The following is a 15,328-nucleotide window of genomic DNA, read 5'->3' on the forward strand; positions in this document are numbered from 1 at the left end:
GCGGATCAGGCAGGGCTCCCGGCGGGCGGTGTGGCAGCCGGGTCCGGTTCGCCCGCCGTGGCGGAGAGCGGCGGGTGGGCCGGGGTGACCTGCTCCCTGGTCAGGCAGGCGTCGATCCCGCGGGCCAGGAGGGGGTCGGCCGGCAGGACGTGCCGGGCGAACCAGCGGGCCGCCGTCGGGTCGGACGACGGTTCCACGAACTCGGCGCCCGCGTAGTCGTCGAGCGGCGGGTCGTAGATGTAGCCCGTGACCACACCGCGGTCGACGAGCCGGTCCACCAGCGCGTCACGGTCGTGGACCAGCAGCGGGGCGCGGAAGAGGGCGGGCGGGCCGTCGTGCGCGGTCCGCTCCCGCAGCGCCGGGCTGGCCCAGGTGGTGCCGGCCAGCCGGGAGACACCGTCCCTGCGGCGGGCGAGGTCGCCGTCGAGCAGGGCCATGCGCAGCTGCAGCTGCCCGCGCACCAGCGCCCCGTGCCGGTTCCGGAAACCGTGCAGGTCGACCCGTACCCAGGGCTCGTACGCGGCCAGACTGGGCGCGCGACGGGCGCTCGCGGTGAGGCGCGGGGCGTGCAGGGCCATCCGGAACTCGTCGCGTTCCATCAGGCCGAGCCGCTGCATGGTGCGCCACACGGGCCGCACCAGGTGGAGCGAGCGGACCGCGGACCGGGCCAGCGGGCGCAGGGTGACGGTGAGGTCGGCCCGCAGCCGGCGCGGGGTGAGCAGGTCGTCGCGCAGCCGTTCGAGTTCGCGCCGGGTGCGGACGTCTTCGACGGCGAGGAAGCCGCCGGCCGTGGCCGCGACATGTTTGGAGAGGCTGAACGCGGCGGCCGTGCCGAAGGTCCCGACGGGCTGTCCGTCCACATGGGTGCCGATGGCGTGCGCCGCGTCCTCGATCAGCGGGATGCCGAGCGCCTCGCAGCGCCGCCGCAGCTCGACGACCCGGTCCGGCAGGCCGTACAGGTTGGTGGTCAGGACGGCGTCGATCCCGCGCCAGGTGGACTCCGGTACGGCGTCCGGGTCGATGTTGCCGTCCCAGCGGGAGACGGGGGCCTGCACCGGGCGCAGTCCTGCGGCGAGGACGACGAAGAGGATCACGTCGTCGTTCACGGGGGACATCAGCACGCGTCCACCCGGCCGGCACCAGCGCCGCAGCGCCAGATAGAGGGCGAGTCGGGCCGAGGGCGTGTAGACGCATTCGCGTCCGATGCGCCGCGTCATCATCGCGGCGAGCCGCGATCCGTACGGCATGGTCACCTCTTCCGTGAGAGCTTCGGCGAAGACCGCCCGGGGGCGGGCTGTGCGGGCTGGCAGACGTCGTGCGGGGCCGTCTCGCGGGGGGATGAGGGCGTGCGGGGGCAGGGCCGCGGCGTCCGTGGTGGACGGACGGCGGCGGTGAGTGAGGGGGTGCGGCGGTCAGCGGGTGCCGGAGTCGGTGCCTCTCGTGCGGGAGACGACGGAGGTGCGGGAGACGACGGAGGTGCGCAGGCCGCCGGCGGTTCTGAGCAGCCGGTCGGCGGGGTCCCGCAGGGCCGGGTGGGCGAGGACGGTGTTGCGTAGGCCGCGGACGGGTCTGCGCCACATCCGGTGGGCCGCCGCGACCGGGTGGGGGCGCGTCGCGAACCCTTCGGCCACCCGCAGCTCACGGGTCTTCAGCCAGTCCTTGTACTCCTTCTCGCCGCGCCCCATGTCCATGAGGGTGACGCCGTCCCGGCCCGCGGCGTACGCCATCCGCAGGTGCATCATCAGGCCGGGCGAGTAGTACGCGAACTCCGGGTCGTAGGCGGTGAACCAGGCGGCGAGCACGCTGCGCGAACGGGGCCCGAAGTGCGCGGCGACGGGCCGGTCCCCGGCGTACACGACGGACAGGATGCCGGTGAAGTGGTCCTCGCGGACCTGGAAGAGATGGTCGACCAGAGCGACGATCCACGGCTTGGAGAACCGGTCCATCCGCCCCGTCCTGCGGTACTGGGCGGACTTCCAGCGCATGAGCGTGCGCAGGACGCGCGGGTCGCGCTCGTCGTACACGAAGCGGAACTCGCCGACGTTCCGGCCGAGCCGGCGCTCCTTCTTCAGCGTCGTCTTGGCCTGCCCCGGGTAGGTGGCCCGCAGCCAGGCCGGGTAGTCGCCCTCGGCGGGCTTGAGGTCGAGCACGGGCGAGGCGAAGGTGCCCGTGACGTACGGGGCGAACGGCCGCTGCTCCTCGACCAGATGGTCGAACTCCAGGACGGACAGGCCGCACGCCGCCAGCAGTTCACGGGTGTCCCAGCCGACGCCGGGCCGGTGCACCAGCGCCTGGCAGTCGGACAGCCCGAGGCCGATGGCCCGGCCCACGCCGAGGGCGTTGCGTTCGTACGGGAGGAAGCCGACGGCCTCCCCCTCCTGGTGCAGTACGGCCACCCGCGCGCCCGGCCGGAACCGGCCGACGCCGAGCGCGAACTCGGGTGACAGGAACGGGTTGGCGTACTCGGGCGACTCGTCCATGGCCCGGTGCCACGCCGCGCGCAGCGGGCCGCTCAGGTCCTCGGGCCGGTGAATGGTGATGGCGTTCGTGGATCGCATGGCGACCGCTCCCCCCAGATGTCCCCCCAGGGCGCGCTTTCCGGCGCGCCCGCCACACGGTCTCCCCCTCTGTCGAACCATGCGGCGAGGATCAAACGTCGCGAAGCGGGACGCACACTGTCAAGGCAGGTGAAGAATCCTTTAGCAGTACTTGGGATCGGACGGCGCCGGGCCGGTGCGGCCCGGCGGCCTCCGCTCAGCCCTGCTGACCGGTGATGTCGACCATCCATGTGACGCCGAACCGGTCCGTGCACATGCCGAAGACGTCGCCCCACATCTGCTTCTCCAGCGGGACGCTCACCGTGGCGCCGTCGCTCAGCTTCTCCCAGTAGCCGCGCAGCTCGGACTCGTCGTCGCCGCTCAGGCTCACGGAGATGTTGTTGCCGGGACGGTGGTCGCCCGTCGGGGTGTCGGCGCCCATGAGGGTGAAGCCGCTCGGGGTCTCCAGCATGCCGTGCATGATCTTGTCCGCGAGCGGTGTGTCCGCCTGGCCGAACGCGGCGTAGGTGTTCACGTCGAGCGTGCCGCCGAAGACCTGCTGGTAGAACTCCAGCGCCTCGCGGGCGTCGCCGGCGAAGGTGATGTAGGGGTTGAGTCGTGAGGCCATGGTTCCTCCTCCTGGAGTGACGGAAGCCGACTCCGAGGAACGTAGCGCGGGCCACTGACAGCGGCCCGCGCTCACGGCCGTACGGGGCACACGCCCGGCTACAGGGTGCGCTCCATGCGCTCCGCGACCAGCTTCACGAACCGCGCGGGGTCCTTGGCCTGGCCGCCCTCGGCGAGCACCGCCAGGGTGTGCAGCAGTTCGGCGGCCTCGGCGAGGCGCGTGCGGTCGTCGTCGTTCTTGAACGCCTGGTTGAGGCCCTTGACCAGCGGGTGGTCGGCGTTGAGCTCCAGGATGCGCTTGGTGCGCGGCACCTCCTGACCCATGGCGCGGTACATCTGCTCCAGGGCCGGGGTGAGGTCCTGCGCGTCCGAGACGACACAGGCGGGCGAGACCGTCAGCCGGGTCGACAGCCGGACCTCCTTGATGTCCTCCGCGAGCCGCTCCCCCATCCAGCCGAGCAGCCCCGCGTAGTCCTCGGCCTGCTTCTCGCGCTCCTCGTCGGCCTGCTCGTCGCCCTTGGCGTCGAGGTCGATCTCGCCCTTCGTGACGGACCGCAGCTTCTTGCCCTGGTACTCGCCGACGGCGTCGACCCACACCTCGTCGACGGGGTCGGTGAGCAGCAGCACCTCGATGCCCTTGTCCCGGAACGCCTCCATGTGCGGGGAGTTCTCGACGCTCTGCCGGGACTCGCCGGTGATGTAGTAGATGTCCTTCTGCTCGTCGCCCATCCGTTCGACGTACTGCGCCAGGGTGGTCGGCTCGTCGTCGGAGTGGGTGGTCGCGAACGAGGCGACGGCGAGAATGGCCTCGCTGTTCTCGGAGTCGGTGACCAGGCCCTCCTTGAGGACGGTGCCGAACTCCCGCCAGAACGTGGCATACCGCTCGCTGTCCTTGGTCATGATCTCCTTGACCGTGGACAGCACCTTCTTGGTGAGCCGGCGCTGCATCATCCGGATGTGCCGGTCCTGCTGCAGGATCTCGCGCGAGACGTTCAGCGAGAGGTCGGCCGCGTCGACGACGCCCTTGACGAAGCGCAGATAGGGCGGGAGCAGCTCCTCGCAGTCGTCCATGATGAACACGCGCTTCACATACAGCTGCACACCGCGCTTGTGATCGCGGGTGAACAGGTCGTACGGGGCGTGCGAGGGCAGGAACAGCAGGGCCTGGTACTCGAAGGTGCCCTCGGCCTGGAGCCGGATGGTCTCCAGCGGTTCACGCCAGTCGTGGCTGATGTGCTTGTACAGCTCGTGGTACTCGTCGTCGGTCACCTGGTCGCGCGAGCGCGCCCAGAGGGCCTTCATCGAGTTCAGCGTCTCCGGCTCGGGCGTGCCGTCGCCGTCGGCGGTCTCCGGGACCATCCGGATCGGCCAGGTGATGAAGTCCGAGTACCGCTTGACGATCTCCCGGATCTTCCACGGCGAGGTGTAGTCGTGGAGCTGGTTCTCGGGGTCGGCGGGCTTCAGATGGAGGGTGACGGAGGTGCCCTGCGGGGCGTCCTCGACGGTCTCCAGCGTGTACGTGGCCTCGCCGCGCGACGACCAGCGCGTGCCCTTGCTCTCGCCGGCCCGCCGGGTCACCAGGGTCATCTCGTCGGCCACCATGAAGCCGGAGTAGAAGCCGACGCCGAACTGGCCGATCAGGCCCTCGGCGCCCTTCTCGTCCTCGGCCTCCCGCAGCTCCTTCAGGAAGCCGGCGGTGCCGGAGTTGGCGATGGTGCCGATGAGCCGCCCCACCTCGTCGTACGACATCCCGATGCCGTTGTCCCGCACGGTGAGGGTGCGGGCCTCCTTGTCCACGTCGATCTCGATGTGGAGGTCGGACACATCGGCGTCGAGCGCGTCGTCCCGCAGCTTCTCCAGGCGCAGCTTGTCGAGCGCGTCGGAGGCGTTGGAGACGAGCTCGCGGAGGAAGACATCCTTGTTCGAGTAGACCGAGTGGATCATCAGCTGGAGCAGCTGCCTGGCCTCTACCTGGAACTCAAACGTCTCGGTCGGCATGGTTAGCGACTACCTCACAGGTTCGTTCACCGGATCTGGTAGCAGTCACTGTAAGACACGAGGTCAGCGCGGAGAGCGGGGCCGGGGGAACCCGGCCCGGGCGGCTCAGACGAGGTGCGCGAAGACGACCAGGTTGGCGGTGTAGTCGCGGACCTGGCGGTCGTAGTCGCCCGCGCAGGTGATGAGCCGAACCTGGGCGGTGGAGGTGTCCTCGTAGACGCGGTCGCTCGGGAAGCTGTCCTTGTCGAAGGTCTGCGCCTCGTCGACCTCGAAGACGGCCTTCTGCCCGTCGGCGCGGCGCACCTCGAAGCGGTCCCCCTTCGCCAGCCGGTGGAGCTCGGCGAAGACGGCCGGGGACGTCGCCGTGTCGACGTGCCCGGCGATGATCGACGTGCCCCGCTCGCCCGGTGAGGCGCCCTTGGCGTACCAGCCGACGAGGTTGGTGTCATGGGCGGGCGGCGGCTCGAGGCGGCCGGCGCGGCCGATGGCCAGGTCGGTGAAGGGGGCGTCCACCGAGATCTTCGGGATGACCAGGCGCACCGGGCGTGACCTGGGCAGATGATTGCTGCCTGGACGCGCGTCGGGCCCGGCCGGTTCGGCCGTCGCGGGTGCGGAGGGGGTGGCGGCGGGCGGCGCGTGGGGGGCGCCGACGCGCCCGTCCCCCTCGGTACGGCCGCCGGAGAACAGCGTGAAGAGGATCGTCGCGGCGAGGGCGCTCCAGAACACCACGGCCACGCGTCGGGTCCGCCGCGAGCGCGCGGGCGGGTCGTCGCGACCGGCCGGGTCGGGCTGGGGTACGGGAGGACGGCCGGCGTCCATCGGGGAACCACCTCACTGGGACGGGGCAGCGGACAGCGGACGGTCGGGGTGGAGGGGCGGGCGGGGCCGCCGCGACGCGCGGGCACGTGCGGCGGCCTCGACGGCCGGTCGCCGGGTGTGGGTCAGGCCACGGACCCGGCGGCCTTCCTGCGGCGCATCGCGTACACGCCGGCGCCCGCGACCCCGAGGACGGCCAGTCCGCCGGCCGTCACACCCGAGGAGGCGAGGCCGCCGCCACCGGTGTGCATCCCGCCGCGCGGCTTGTCGTGGTCACCGCCGCCGCCCCACGACTCCTCCTCGTCGTGGTCTCCGCCCCAGGAGTCGTCACCGTGGTCACCGCCGCCCCACGAGTCGTTCTTCTCCTCCGCCTTCCACGAGTCCTTGTCGTGGTCGCCCTTCCAGCCGTCCTTCTCGCCGTCGTCCTTGTTCCGGTACGTGTCCGGGTCGTGCTTGGGGTCGCCGCCCCAGTCGTCGCCGTTCATGACGGAGCTGAGCGCTCCGCCACCGGTGTGGATCCCGCCGCGCGGACCGTCGTGCTTGTCCTCCTCGTCGTGCTCCTTGCTGTAGGACTGGTCGTGGTCCGGCTTTCCGTGGTCCTCGGACTTGCCGTGCTCGTCGGACTTGCCGTGGTCCTCGGACTTCGCGTGCTCGTCGGACTTGCCGTGTTCGTCTGACTTGTCGGTGCCCTTGCCGTGCTCCTTGCTGTGGGACGGGTCGTCGTTGTTGTCCCAGTCACCGGTGGTGACGGCGTGGGCGGCGGGTGCGATCGCCAGCGCGGCCGTGGCCGTCGCGGTGGCGAGCAGCATGCGAACAGAGCGCATAGGTGAGTCCTCCCGTCACGGCCTGGGCGGCTGACGCTTCATCACCACTGGAGCCAGGCCTTGACGTGATCCACCGTCAGCCATGTCCACCGGGGGCACCATTCGAAGCGATCACATGGGTTACGCGCACACCCTGACGGCCGTATGAACGGGTGTCCCTACCCCTATGACCAGCGGCATCCCCTCCCCCGGGTTTGGATCACCCGTAAGTGGTGAGACGCGGGGGATGCCGAAGCCCAGACTCCGTCCCGCCCTGCCCCCGAGAGCCGCCGGCCCCTGCCCTGGGCTCGTGCGCGGTGCCCGGGAGGCGGTGTGGTGAGTCCGGCCGCACAGACCGCTCCGGAGCGTGCCGCACCGCCGCGACCTGCGGCTTCCGGTCAGCGGGACGCGTTCTTCGACAATGCCAAGTACGCGGCGATCGTGCTCGTCGCGGTGGGGCACGCGTGGGAGCCGCTGCGGGACGGCAGCCGGGCCGTCAGCGCGCTGTACATGCTCGTGTACGCCTTCCACATGCCGGCCTTCATCATCATTTCGGGCTACTTCTCGCGAAGCTTCGAGGCACGTCCGGAGCAGCTGAAACGGCTGGTCACCGGGCTGCTCGTGCCGTATGTGATCTTCGAGACGGCCTACACGTTCTTCACCCGGTGGACGGACGGGGAACCAGGCCGGCCGATCAGCCTTCTGGACCCCCTGTATCTGACGTGGTTCCTGGCGGCGCTGTTCGTGTGGCGGCTCACGGCTCCGCTGTGGCGGCGGCTGCGCTACGCCGTCGGGGTGGCGCTGGCCGTGGCGATGCTGGCCACGCTGTCGCCGATCGGCAACGACCTGGATCTGCAGCGTGTCCTGCAGTTCCTGCCGTACTTCGTGGTGGGGCTGATGCTGCGGCCCGAGCACTTCCGGTGGGTGCGGCGCCGTGCGGTGCGGATCGCCGCGGTGCCCGTGTTCGCGGGCGCGCTCGCGGTGGCGTACTGGGCGCAGCCGCGGATGACGGGCGGCTGGTTCTACCACCGGGACAGCGCCGGGGAGCTGGGGGCGCCGCCGTGGGCGGGGCTGGTGATGACACCGGTGCTGTTCGTCTGCTCCCTGGTGCTGGTGGCCTGTTTCCTGTCCTGGGTGCCGGGGCGGCGGATGTGGTGCACGGTGCTGGGCACGGGCACGCTGTTCGGCTATCTGCTGCACGGGTTCGTGACGCAGGCGGCCGGGCGTTTCGACTGGTACGACCGGGCGTGGGTCCACACGCCGGGTGGCGCGCTGGTCGTGACCGCCGTCGCCGCGACCGTCGTGACACTGCTGTGCACCCCGCCCGTCCGGCACGCCCTGCGCTGGGTGGTCGAGCCCCGGATGCCGTGGCTGTTCCGGCGGGAGCCGGTCTAGGACTCGCGCACGAGCGAGGCCACGTGGGCGGTGACCGTTTCGAGGATGCCGGTCCAGGCGGCGTCGTCGCCGAGGACGAGGTAGTTGAGGGTGAGGCCGTCGGTCATGGCGGCCAGGTAGCGGGCGAGGACCGGGACGGGGACCCGTAGGCGCAGGCCCATCGTGGCGCTGAGCTGGTCGATCAGCTCGGTGTAGACGGCGGCGTACAGCTCGTACTGGTGCCGGGCCAGATGGTCGAAGCCGGGCTGGCGCAGGGCGTACTGGGTCAGCTCGTAGGTGAGCATGTGCTCGTCCGGGTGGGCGCGGACGTGGTCCCAGTACGCCTGGAAGCCCGCGCGGACGGTGTCCTCGAGGGTCGTCCGGGGGCGCAGGGCCTCCTTCACCACGCCCGCGTAGTGGTCGGTGATGGTGGTGATGACGGACTCGATCAGCTCCTGCTTGGAGTCGAAGCAGTAGTGGAACACGCTCAGCGAGACACCCGCCTCGGCGGCGATGGACCGGGTCGTCGTCCGTGGGACGCCGTCCCGGGCCATCGCTCTGATCGCCGCCTCGGTGAGCTGTCGCCGCCGCTCGGCGGACGGCAGTCGTGCCATGGAGCCCCTCTCGTGGGTGTCAGCTGCTGTGGACGCCCAGCTCGTGGAGGGAGTAGCCCCAGTCGGTGCCCCGGTCCAGACCCTGGACGCGCACATAGCGGGCCGGGGTGCCGGTGAATCTGGCCGTGTCCAGGCCGCCGTCGCCCGCCGAGGTGGACCAGGCGGTCCGCCAGGTGGTGCCGTCGGTGGACAGGTCGATCCGGTACGCCTTGCCGTAGGCGCGCTCCCAGTCGAGGGTGACCCTGCCGACCAGGTGGGTGGCGCCGAGGTCGACCGTGAGCCACTGGTCGTCGTTCCAGTCGCTGGCCCAGCGGGTGCTCTGGTCGCCGTCGACGGCCCGGCCGGGCTGGTAGCTGGTGAACAGGCTCCACTCGGAGGAACTGGCCGTCGCGGCGGCGCCGCGCGCGAGGTTGGTGCCGGCCGCGTGGCGCTCGGAGGCGGCCCAGGTGTCGAGGTAGGACTCGGCGCCCCGGAACAGGTCGTCCACGGTGTCCTGGCCGCCGACGCGGCGGATGTCCTCGATCCAGTCGGGGACGAGGCCGTAGTGGGAGGCGCCGTCGGTGTTGATGTCCCAGGTGCGTTCGCCGGTGGTCTGGCGGTCGAGCACGGAGCCGCCGTCGACGCTGCGGAAGGGGTAGGTGACCTTGTTCGGGGCGTCGGCGCCGCGTGGGGCCGGCCAGCCGCCGACGCCGTTCATGTCGGTGCCGTAGCCGTAGCCGACGCCGTACTTGTCGCGCAGCGCCTCGGTGCGCTTCGCCTCGGCGACGAAGTGCTCCGAGCCGTTCATGTACTGGGCGGTGAAGCCGCCGAGGCCGTAGACGCGCTCGGTCCACTCGCGGTCCATCCAGCTGTGCGAGGACAGGACACCGGCGTAGGACGCGGACTCGAAGATGTCGAGGACGCGGCCGGTTGCCTTGACGCTCATATGGTCGACCTCGAGCATCATCTTGCGTTTCATCATGCCCCGGACGGCGTATTCGCCGAGCGAGGTGAGCCCGCGGACGTTGCACTGGGCTTCGGCGCTGTACGAGGGCACGTCGGTGCCGGCCGGGAGCTTCTTCTCGGCCTCGGCGGCCGTGGCGTTGCCGATCGGGTTGTCGGCTTGCGGGCCGGTGCACTTCTCGGTCTTCCAGAAGGTGCCGGTGGACAGGAACTGGCCGACGTTGATGGCGGTGCCGAGGGTGCCGGAGTCGAAGCGGACGCCGCACAGGGCGTTGTCGAACTTGTGGCACAGGAACATGCTGCGCACGCCCAGCGCGCGGAGTTCGTCGAGGCCCTTGTCGATGTCCTCCTTGCTGCACTGCGCGATGTCGAGGATCTGCTTGCAGCCGAAGGGCTCGGAGGTCTCGACGCCGAGGACGACCGCCAGCTTGCCCTGCTGGATGACCTGGCGGGCCTGCGCGCTGTCGGTGACGATCCGGAACCAGCCCTTTCCGGGGCCGCCGTACATCCGGTCGATGTACGCCTGGAGGTCGTACGTCAGCTTGGCCTGGAGCCGGATGGACGTCATCTCGTCGCAGGAGCGGTCCTTGAAGAAGTACACGGAGCAGATCACGCCGTTGGTGACGAGGTCGTTGACCAGGACGCGCTGGCCGCCACGCCAGGCCCGCTCGATCCAGGCGTAGTAGTTCTGCTGGTGGGTCAGCGAGTCGTGGGCCGGCCAGTCCTTGAAGGTGGGCCAGCCGACGGGGTCGTGCCGGCCGTCGCCGCCCTTGGTGATGAAGTCGAAGACGGCGAGCGAACCGTCGGGGTAGTGCTCGGGGCAGTCCTTCAGAGCGTCCGCCACACCCTTGTCGGAGAAGGGCTTGCCGCAGATCAGGCGCCCGCCGAAGGCCTCGTTGGCGAAGATGTGGTCGTGGGCGTCGACGAAGCCGCGCACCTCGCCGCGGGCGTCGGTGCCGGTGAAGGGCTCGCCGGTCACCCCGATGCCGGAGTCCGGTGCGGGCCGGGCCGTGGGCGTCCACCAGTCGGATCCGGCCGAGGCGCTCGGGGCGGGGCCGAGCGCCAGGGACAGCACGAGCAGGAGGAGCGACACCACGGTCACGTTCTTGCGTCTGCGGTACGGGCGTCCGGCACTGGTCACGGCCCACGTCCCTCGGTCGGCGACGGTGCGAGGCCGTGTTGTCATGACCTCGCTCAATGTGCGACGAGGATCGCGAGTACCGCCGAACGAGTCAATAGTCCGGGACGGATGACCTACTGACGGGATGTGGGGTGCTCACGCAGGATGGCTGACCCGGATCTTGGACTGCCCGTGCGGGAGCCGTTCCCAGTCCGCCATGAAGCGGGCCCGCAGCCCGTGCTTCTGGGCCAGTGCCAGCAGCGTCTCGGTGCGGTAGTAGAAGTCCTCCCGCAGGACCTGGTGCTCCTCGCCTTCCGTGCGGTCGAACGTGAAGTCGAACCAGCCTCCGGGTGTCAGCACCCGCCCCACATGGGCCAGGCACTGGTCGATGACGGGCAGCGGCGAGTGCGAGAAGACGCTGTGGGCGTGCACGACGTCGAAGTGGGCGTCGGGCAGGAACGCCAGGCTGAGGTCGCGCACGGGGGTGAGGGTGGGCAGCCGGTTCTGCAGGCCCATCTCCACGACGGTGTCCTGGGCGGCGAACAGGATGTCGGGCGAGATGTCGATGCCGTAGTAGTGGCCGGGCTCCAAATGGCGGATGAACCGCCAGCCGGCGCGCAGATTGCCGCAGCCGATCTCCAGCATCCGGTGTTCGGGGCGCAGACCGTGCCCGATCAGGTAGTCGAACTGCATCGCGCCGAGCGCCAGCCACCGCTCGCGGTTCGCGCTGCCGACGGCCGCGTCCGGGTCGGCGCGGGTGTCGGAGCGCATCACGGCGCGGTAGTAGGAGACGTGGTCCCGGTGGCGGCGGCGCAGCCACAGGTCCCGGGCCGTGCGGGCCAGGTGGCGGGGGACGCGCTCGGGGTGGTGCAGGGCGTAGCGCAGGCGGTGGCCGAGGGCGGCGCGGTTGGCGGTGAGGTTCTTGGCCGGCATGGGGTTCGTGCCTTCCTGGGGACGCGTTACCACCGAGGATGCGCACAGCGGCGGCCACGCGCCACACGGGCGATGTCGGAGGCCGACGGGGAAAGCCCTCCGAGGAGTGTGCTCACGGCGCGAACTCCTCGGTGCTGTACGGCCGTTGGTGCATTACCGTGGTGGGCGTCGGCCGTCGTGACACAGTCATGACAATAGGGCGGGAGGGTGGCCGTGCGCGGTTCCTTGGTGAGGGCGGCCCTGGCCGCCGCGCTCCTCGTGGCTCCGATGACCTCGCTCCCCCAGGCCCAGGCGGCCCCGGCGCCCGCCGCCGGGGTGTCCGCGTCCTCCCCGGCGCCCGTGGCGGAGGACTGGACGCCGCCGCTGAGCACCCGGGGCCGCTGGATCGTCGACGCGGACGGCGACCGGTTCAAGCTGCGCTCCGGCAACTGGCACGGCGCCAGCGGCACATGGAACGGCTCCGGCGACATGAAGGACGACGCGAACCACCACGCCGGTGAGAACTCCGGCCGGATCCCGCTCGGCCTCGACCGCGCGCCGATGGCCGAGATCATCGCGGGCTTCCAGGAGATCGGCATCAACAGCGTCCGGCTGCCCTTCTCCAACGAGATGGTCCACGACACCCGCCCCGTGACGGACGACGCCGTCGCCGCCAACCCGGCCCTGCGGGGCAGGACCCCCCTCCAGGTGTACGACGCGGTGGTGCGCGCCCTCACCGGCGCGGGGCTCGCGGTCATCCTCAACAACCACACCAATACGACCCGGTGGTGCTGCGGCGTCGACGGCAACGAGCGCTGGAACGCGAGCCGTTCGACCGCCGAGTGGGAGGAGGACTGGCTGTTCATGGCCCGCCGGTACCAGGACAACCCCCGGGTGGTCGGCGCCGACCTCTACAACGAGGTGCGCCGCTCGGTGTGGGACGACCCCAACTGGGGCCTCGGTGACGACCACGACTGGTTCGCCGCCTCCCAGCGGGTCGGCGACCGCATCCTCCTGGAGGCCAACCCGGACCTGCTCATCGTGGTCGAGGGCATCAACTGGACCGGCATCCCCGTCGACGGCCTGCCGCACGAACGCCCCACCCTGGAGCCCGCCCGCCGGCTCTCGCACACCCTCGTCGACTCCGGCAAGCTCGTGTACTCGGCCCACTTCTACGACTACACGGGCCCCCGGCACAGCGGCGCCACCGGCATCGGCGAGACCAGCGACCCCCGCTACCGCGATCTGAGCCCGGACGAACTCGTCGCCGTGCTGAACCGGCAGGCGTTCTTCGTCGCCGCCGAGCAGGACCGGCACTTCACCGCACCCGTCTGGATCAGCGAGTTCGGCGTCGGGGGCCGCGCCGAGACCGCGGCGAAGCCGCGCGCCTGGTTCGAGAACTTCGTGGACCATCTCGTGCGCACCGACGCCGACTTCGCCTTCTGGCCGCTCGTCGGCTGGCACGAGAACCGCGGCGGCAACGGCTGGGCGCTGCTGCACTGGGACGCCGCCGGGCACCGGATGGGCGTGTACGACGGCGACGACTGGCGCGCCCCGGCGTGGCGGCGGCTCGTCGAGGCCCCCGGACGCACCGGACCGGTGCCCAAGGCCGCCGAGTGGTCCCAGCTCAGCCCCGACCACGGCGACTTCGTGGCGTCACGCCGGATGCGGGCGCTGCCCGACTTCGATTCCGGCGCCCGCAAGGCCGTCTGCCCCGACGGTCAGCGGCTGCTCGGGCTCGCGCACACCGGGAACCGCGGGCTGTGCTCGGACGTGACCGCCGCGAACCTGGGCGGCCCGGCCCTCGGGCACGAGGTGGTCCGCGACGAGCGGCACGTCCGCCCCGGCGGCGACTGGGCGTCCGGGTACACCAAACTCCAGTGCGCCGACGGGCAGTTCCTCGCCGGGTACAGCGTGCGCGGGGCGGCGGTCTCGGCCGCCCTGTGCGTCACCGCGCGGCCCGGCGCGCTCGGCACCGGCGGCCGTACGGTCTGGTTCGACCGGGGGGACGCGCGCGGGACGGCGCCCAAGGGCGGCGACTTCGCGTACGGCCGGTACAAGGGGCAGTGCGGCGACGGCGAGTACGCGGCCGGGATCGCCTACACCGGCCGGATCGGCTCGGCCCGGACCCCGGACGCGCTGTACTGCCGTCCGCTCGCCTAGAGGTTGATCATGTGGCCGGAGAGGCCGTGGATCGCTTCCTGGAGGGCCTCGCCGAGGGTCGGGTGGGCGTGGACGTTGCGGGCGACCTCGTGGACGGTGAGGTCCCACTGCTGGGCCAGCGTCAGCTCGGGCAGCAGCTCGGTGACGTCCGGGCCGATGAGGTGGCCGCCGAGGAGTTCGCCGTACTTGGCGTCGCTGATCAGCTTGACGAAGCCGGTCGCGTCGCCGAGGCCGTGCGCCTTGGCGTTGGCGGTGAACGGGAACTTCGCCACCTTCACGTCGTAGCCCTGCTCGCGGGCCTGGGCCTCGGTCCAGCCGAAGCTGGCGATCTGCGGCTGGCAGTAGGTGGCGCGCGCGATCATCGTATAGTCGAGCTCCATCGTCTCCGCGTCCGCGATGGTCTCGGCGGCGATGACGCCCATGGCCTCGGCGGCGTGCGCGAGCATCAGCTTCGCCGTCACGTCCCCGATGGCGAACAGGTGCGGGACGGACGTACGGCAGCGGCCGTCGACGTCGATGGCGCCGCGCTCGGTGACCCGTACACCGGTGTTCTCCAGGCCGTAGCCGCCGATGTTGGGGGCGAAGCCGATGGCCTGGAGCACCTTGCCGGCCTCCAGGACCTGCTGGGCGCCGTCCTTCCCGGTGACGGTCACGCGCACCTGCTCGCCGGACTCGTCGACGGAGTCCACCCGGGTCGAGGTCAGCACGTCGATGCCCAGCCGGCGGTACTGCTTGGCGAGTTCGGCGGAGACCTCGGCGTCCTCCAGCGGGGCCATCCGGTCGAGGAACTCGACGATGGTGACCTTCACACCGTAGTTGTGCAGCACATAGGCGAACTCCACACCGATCGCGCCGGCGCCGGCGATGACGATCGACCGGGGCAGCTCGTCGGTGAGGATCTGCTCCTCGTAGGTCACGACGCGGTCGGTGCGCCGGGTGCCGGGCAGCAGCTTGGGCGTGGCACCCGTGGCGATGACGCAGTGGTCGAAGCGGACGGTGCGGGTGGTGCCGTCGGAGCCGGCCACCTGGAGGGTGTGCGGGTCGAGGAAGGTGCCGCGGCCGTCGATCTCCGTGATCTTGTTCTTCTTCATCAGGTAGTGGACGCCCTTGACCCGGCCGTCGGCGACCTTGCGGCTGCGCCGGAACGCCTCGCCGTAGTCGAAGGTGATCGGCCCCTCCGCCTGGATGCCGAACGTCTTCGCCTCACGGGTGACGATGTGGGCGAGTTCGGCGTTGCGCAGCAGCGCCTTGGTGGGGATGCACCCCACGTTCAGGCAGACGCCGCCCCAGTACTTCTCCTCCACGACCGCGACGCGCTTGCCCAGCTGCGCGGCGCGGACGGCGGCCACATAGCCGCCCGGTCCGGCGCCGAGGACCACGACGTCGAAGCGCTCGTCCTGCTCGACCATGGGGAGTTCCCTC

At 71.1% G+C, this 15,328-nt stretch carries 12 protein-coding genes; 2 read left to right on the forward strand and 10 right to left on the reverse strand.

The window, feature by feature from the left end:
* Window positions 1-5: 5 nt before the first annotated feature.
* From KBY32_RS08130 to KBY32_RS08155, 6 genes are all read right to left on the reverse strand, one after another.
* Window positions 6-1,247, reverse strand: coding sequence for a DegT/DnrJ/EryC1/StrS family aminotransferase (locus KBY32_RS08130; protein ID WP_210979411.1), 1,242 nt, complete (start codon window positions 1,245-1,247; stop codon window positions 6-8).
* Between the two features lie 165 nt (window positions 1,248-1,412).
* Window positions 1,413-2,558, reverse strand: a complete 1,146-nt coding sequence (locus KBY32_RS08135) for a GNAT family N-acetyltransferase (protein ID WP_210979412.1) — start codon at window positions 2,556-2,558, stop codon at window positions 1,413-1,415.
* A gap of 196 nt (window positions 2,559-2,754) precedes the next feature.
* Window positions 2,755-3,165, reverse strand: a complete 411-nt coding sequence (locus tag KBY32_RS08140) for a VOC family protein (protein ID WP_055619587.1) — start codon at window positions 3,163-3,165, stop codon at window positions 2,755-2,757.
* Window positions 3,166-3,263: 98 nt separating this feature from the next.
* Window positions 3,264-5,162, reverse strand: coding sequence for a molecular chaperone HtpG (gene htpG, locus KBY32_RS08145; RefSeq protein WP_210979413.1), 1,899 nt, complete (start codon window positions 5,160-5,162; stop codon window positions 3,264-3,266).
* 105 nt (window positions 5,163-5,267) lie between these two features.
* Entirely contained in the window at window positions 5,268-5,981 is a 714-nt protein-coding gene (locus KBY32_RS08150) for a class F sortase (RefSeq protein ID WP_079033431.1), read from the reverse strand.
* A 122-nt stretch (window positions 5,982-6,103) separates the two neighbouring features.
* A complete protein-coding gene (locus tag KBY32_RS08155; protein WP_210979414.1) occupies window positions 6,104-6,802 on the reverse strand; it encodes a hypothetical protein in 699 nt (232 codons plus the stop codon).
* Window positions 6,803-7,117: 315 nt separating this feature from the next.
* On the opposite strand from KBY32_RS08155, the gene KBY32_RS08160 reads away from it, so the two are divergent.
* Window positions 7,118-8,176: an acyltransferase family protein gene (locus KBY32_RS08160; RefSeq protein WP_308293672.1), complete on the forward strand. Its 1,059-nt coding sequence runs from the start codon at window positions 7,118-7,120 to the stop codon at window positions 8,174-8,176.
* Here KBY32_RS08160 and KBY32_RS08165 read toward each other — a convergent pair.
* From KBY32_RS08165 to KBY32_RS08175, 3 genes are all read right to left on the reverse strand, one after another.
* A complete protein-coding gene (locus tag KBY32_RS08165) occupies window positions 8,173-8,769 on the reverse strand; it encodes a TetR/AcrR family transcriptional regulator (protein WP_210979416.1) in 597 nt (198 codons plus the stop codon). The two genes, KBY32_RS08160 and KBY32_RS08165, sit on opposite strands and share 4 nt — an antisense overlap.
* A gap of 19 nt (window positions 8,770-8,788) precedes the next feature.
* Window positions 8,789-10,852 carry a discoidin domain-containing protein gene (locus KBY32_RS08170; protein WP_308293673.1) on the reverse strand — a complete coding sequence of 688 codons (2,064 nt, stop codon included), beginning with the start codon at window positions 10,850-10,852 and terminating at the stop codon, window positions 8,789-8,791.
* 135 nt (window positions 10,853-10,987) lie between these two features.
* Window positions 10,988-11,764: a class I SAM-dependent methyltransferase gene (locus tag KBY32_RS08175; protein WP_210979418.1), complete on the reverse strand. Its 777-nt coding sequence runs from the start codon at window positions 11,762-11,764 to the stop codon at window positions 10,988-10,990.
* A gap of 267 nt (window positions 11,765-12,031) precedes the next feature.
* Here KBY32_RS08175 and KBY32_RS08180 point away from each other — a divergent pair, with 267 nt between their 5' ends.
* The gene (locus KBY32_RS08180) at window positions 12,032-13,906 is read left to right on the forward strand and encodes a glycoside hydrolase family 5 protein (RefSeq protein ID WP_210979529.1); all 1,875 of its coding nucleotides are present in this window, start codon (window positions 12,032-12,034) and stop codon (window positions 13,904-13,906) included.
* Here KBY32_RS08180 and lpdA read toward each other — a convergent pair.
* Window positions 13,903-15,315, reverse strand: coding sequence for a dihydrolipoyl dehydrogenase (lpdA, locus tag KBY32_RS08185; protein ID WP_210979419.1), 1,413 nt, complete (start codon window positions 15,313-15,315; stop codon window positions 13,903-13,905). The genes KBY32_RS08180 and lpdA overlap by 4 nt on opposite strands.
* Window positions 15,316-15,328 lie beyond the last annotated feature (13 nt).

Source organism: Streptomyces sp. RK62, assembly GCF_018070255.1.
Classification (GTDB): domain Bacteria; phylum Actinomycetota; class Actinomycetes; order Streptomycetales; family Streptomycetaceae; genus Streptomyces; species Streptomyces nigra.

What these genes read in the sequence shown, in the direction of transcription:
- KBY32_RS08130 (WP_210979411.1), bottom strand. Translation starts at nt 1,247, where the DNA reads ATGCCGTACGGATCGCGGCTCGCCGCGATGATGACGCGGCGCATCGGA.
- KBY32_RS08135 (WP_210979412.1), bottom strand. Translation starts at nt 2,558, where the DNA reads ATGCGATCCACGAACGCCATCACCATTCACCGGCCCGAGGACCTGAGC.
- KBY32_RS08140 (WP_055619587.1), bottom strand. Translation starts at nt 3,165, where the DNA reads ATGGCCTCACGACTCAACCCCTACATCACCTTCGCCGGCGACGCCCGC.
- htpG (WP_210979413.1), bottom strand. Translation starts at nt 5,162, where the DNA reads ATGCCGACCGAGACGTTTGAGTTCCAGGTAGAGGCCAGGCAGCTGCTC.
- KBY32_RS08150 (WP_079033431.1), bottom strand. Translation starts at nt 5,981, where the DNA reads ATGGACGCCGGCCGTCCTCCCGTACCCCAGCCCGACCCGGCCGGTCGC.
- KBY32_RS08155 (WP_210979414.1), bottom strand. Translation starts at nt 6,802, where the DNA reads ATGCGCTCTGTTCGCATGCTGCTCGCCACCGCGACGGCCACGGCCGCG.
- KBY32_RS08165 (WP_210979416.1), bottom strand. Translation starts at nt 8,769, where the DNA reads ATGGCACGACTGCCGTCCGCCGAGCGGCGGCGACAGCTCACCGAGGCG.
- KBY32_RS08175 (WP_210979418.1), bottom strand. Translation starts at nt 11,764, where the DNA reads ATGCCGGCCAAGAACCTCACCGCCAACCGCGCCGCCCTCGGCCACCGC.
- KBY32_RS08180 (WP_210979529.1), top strand. Translation starts at nt 12,032, where the DNA reads ATGACCTCGCTCCCCCAGGCCCAGGCGGCCCCGGCGCCCGCCGCCGGG.
- lpdA (WP_210979419.1), bottom strand. Translation starts at nt 15,315, where the DNA reads ATGGTCGAGCAGGACGAGCGCTTCGACGTCGTGGTCCTCGGCGCCGGA.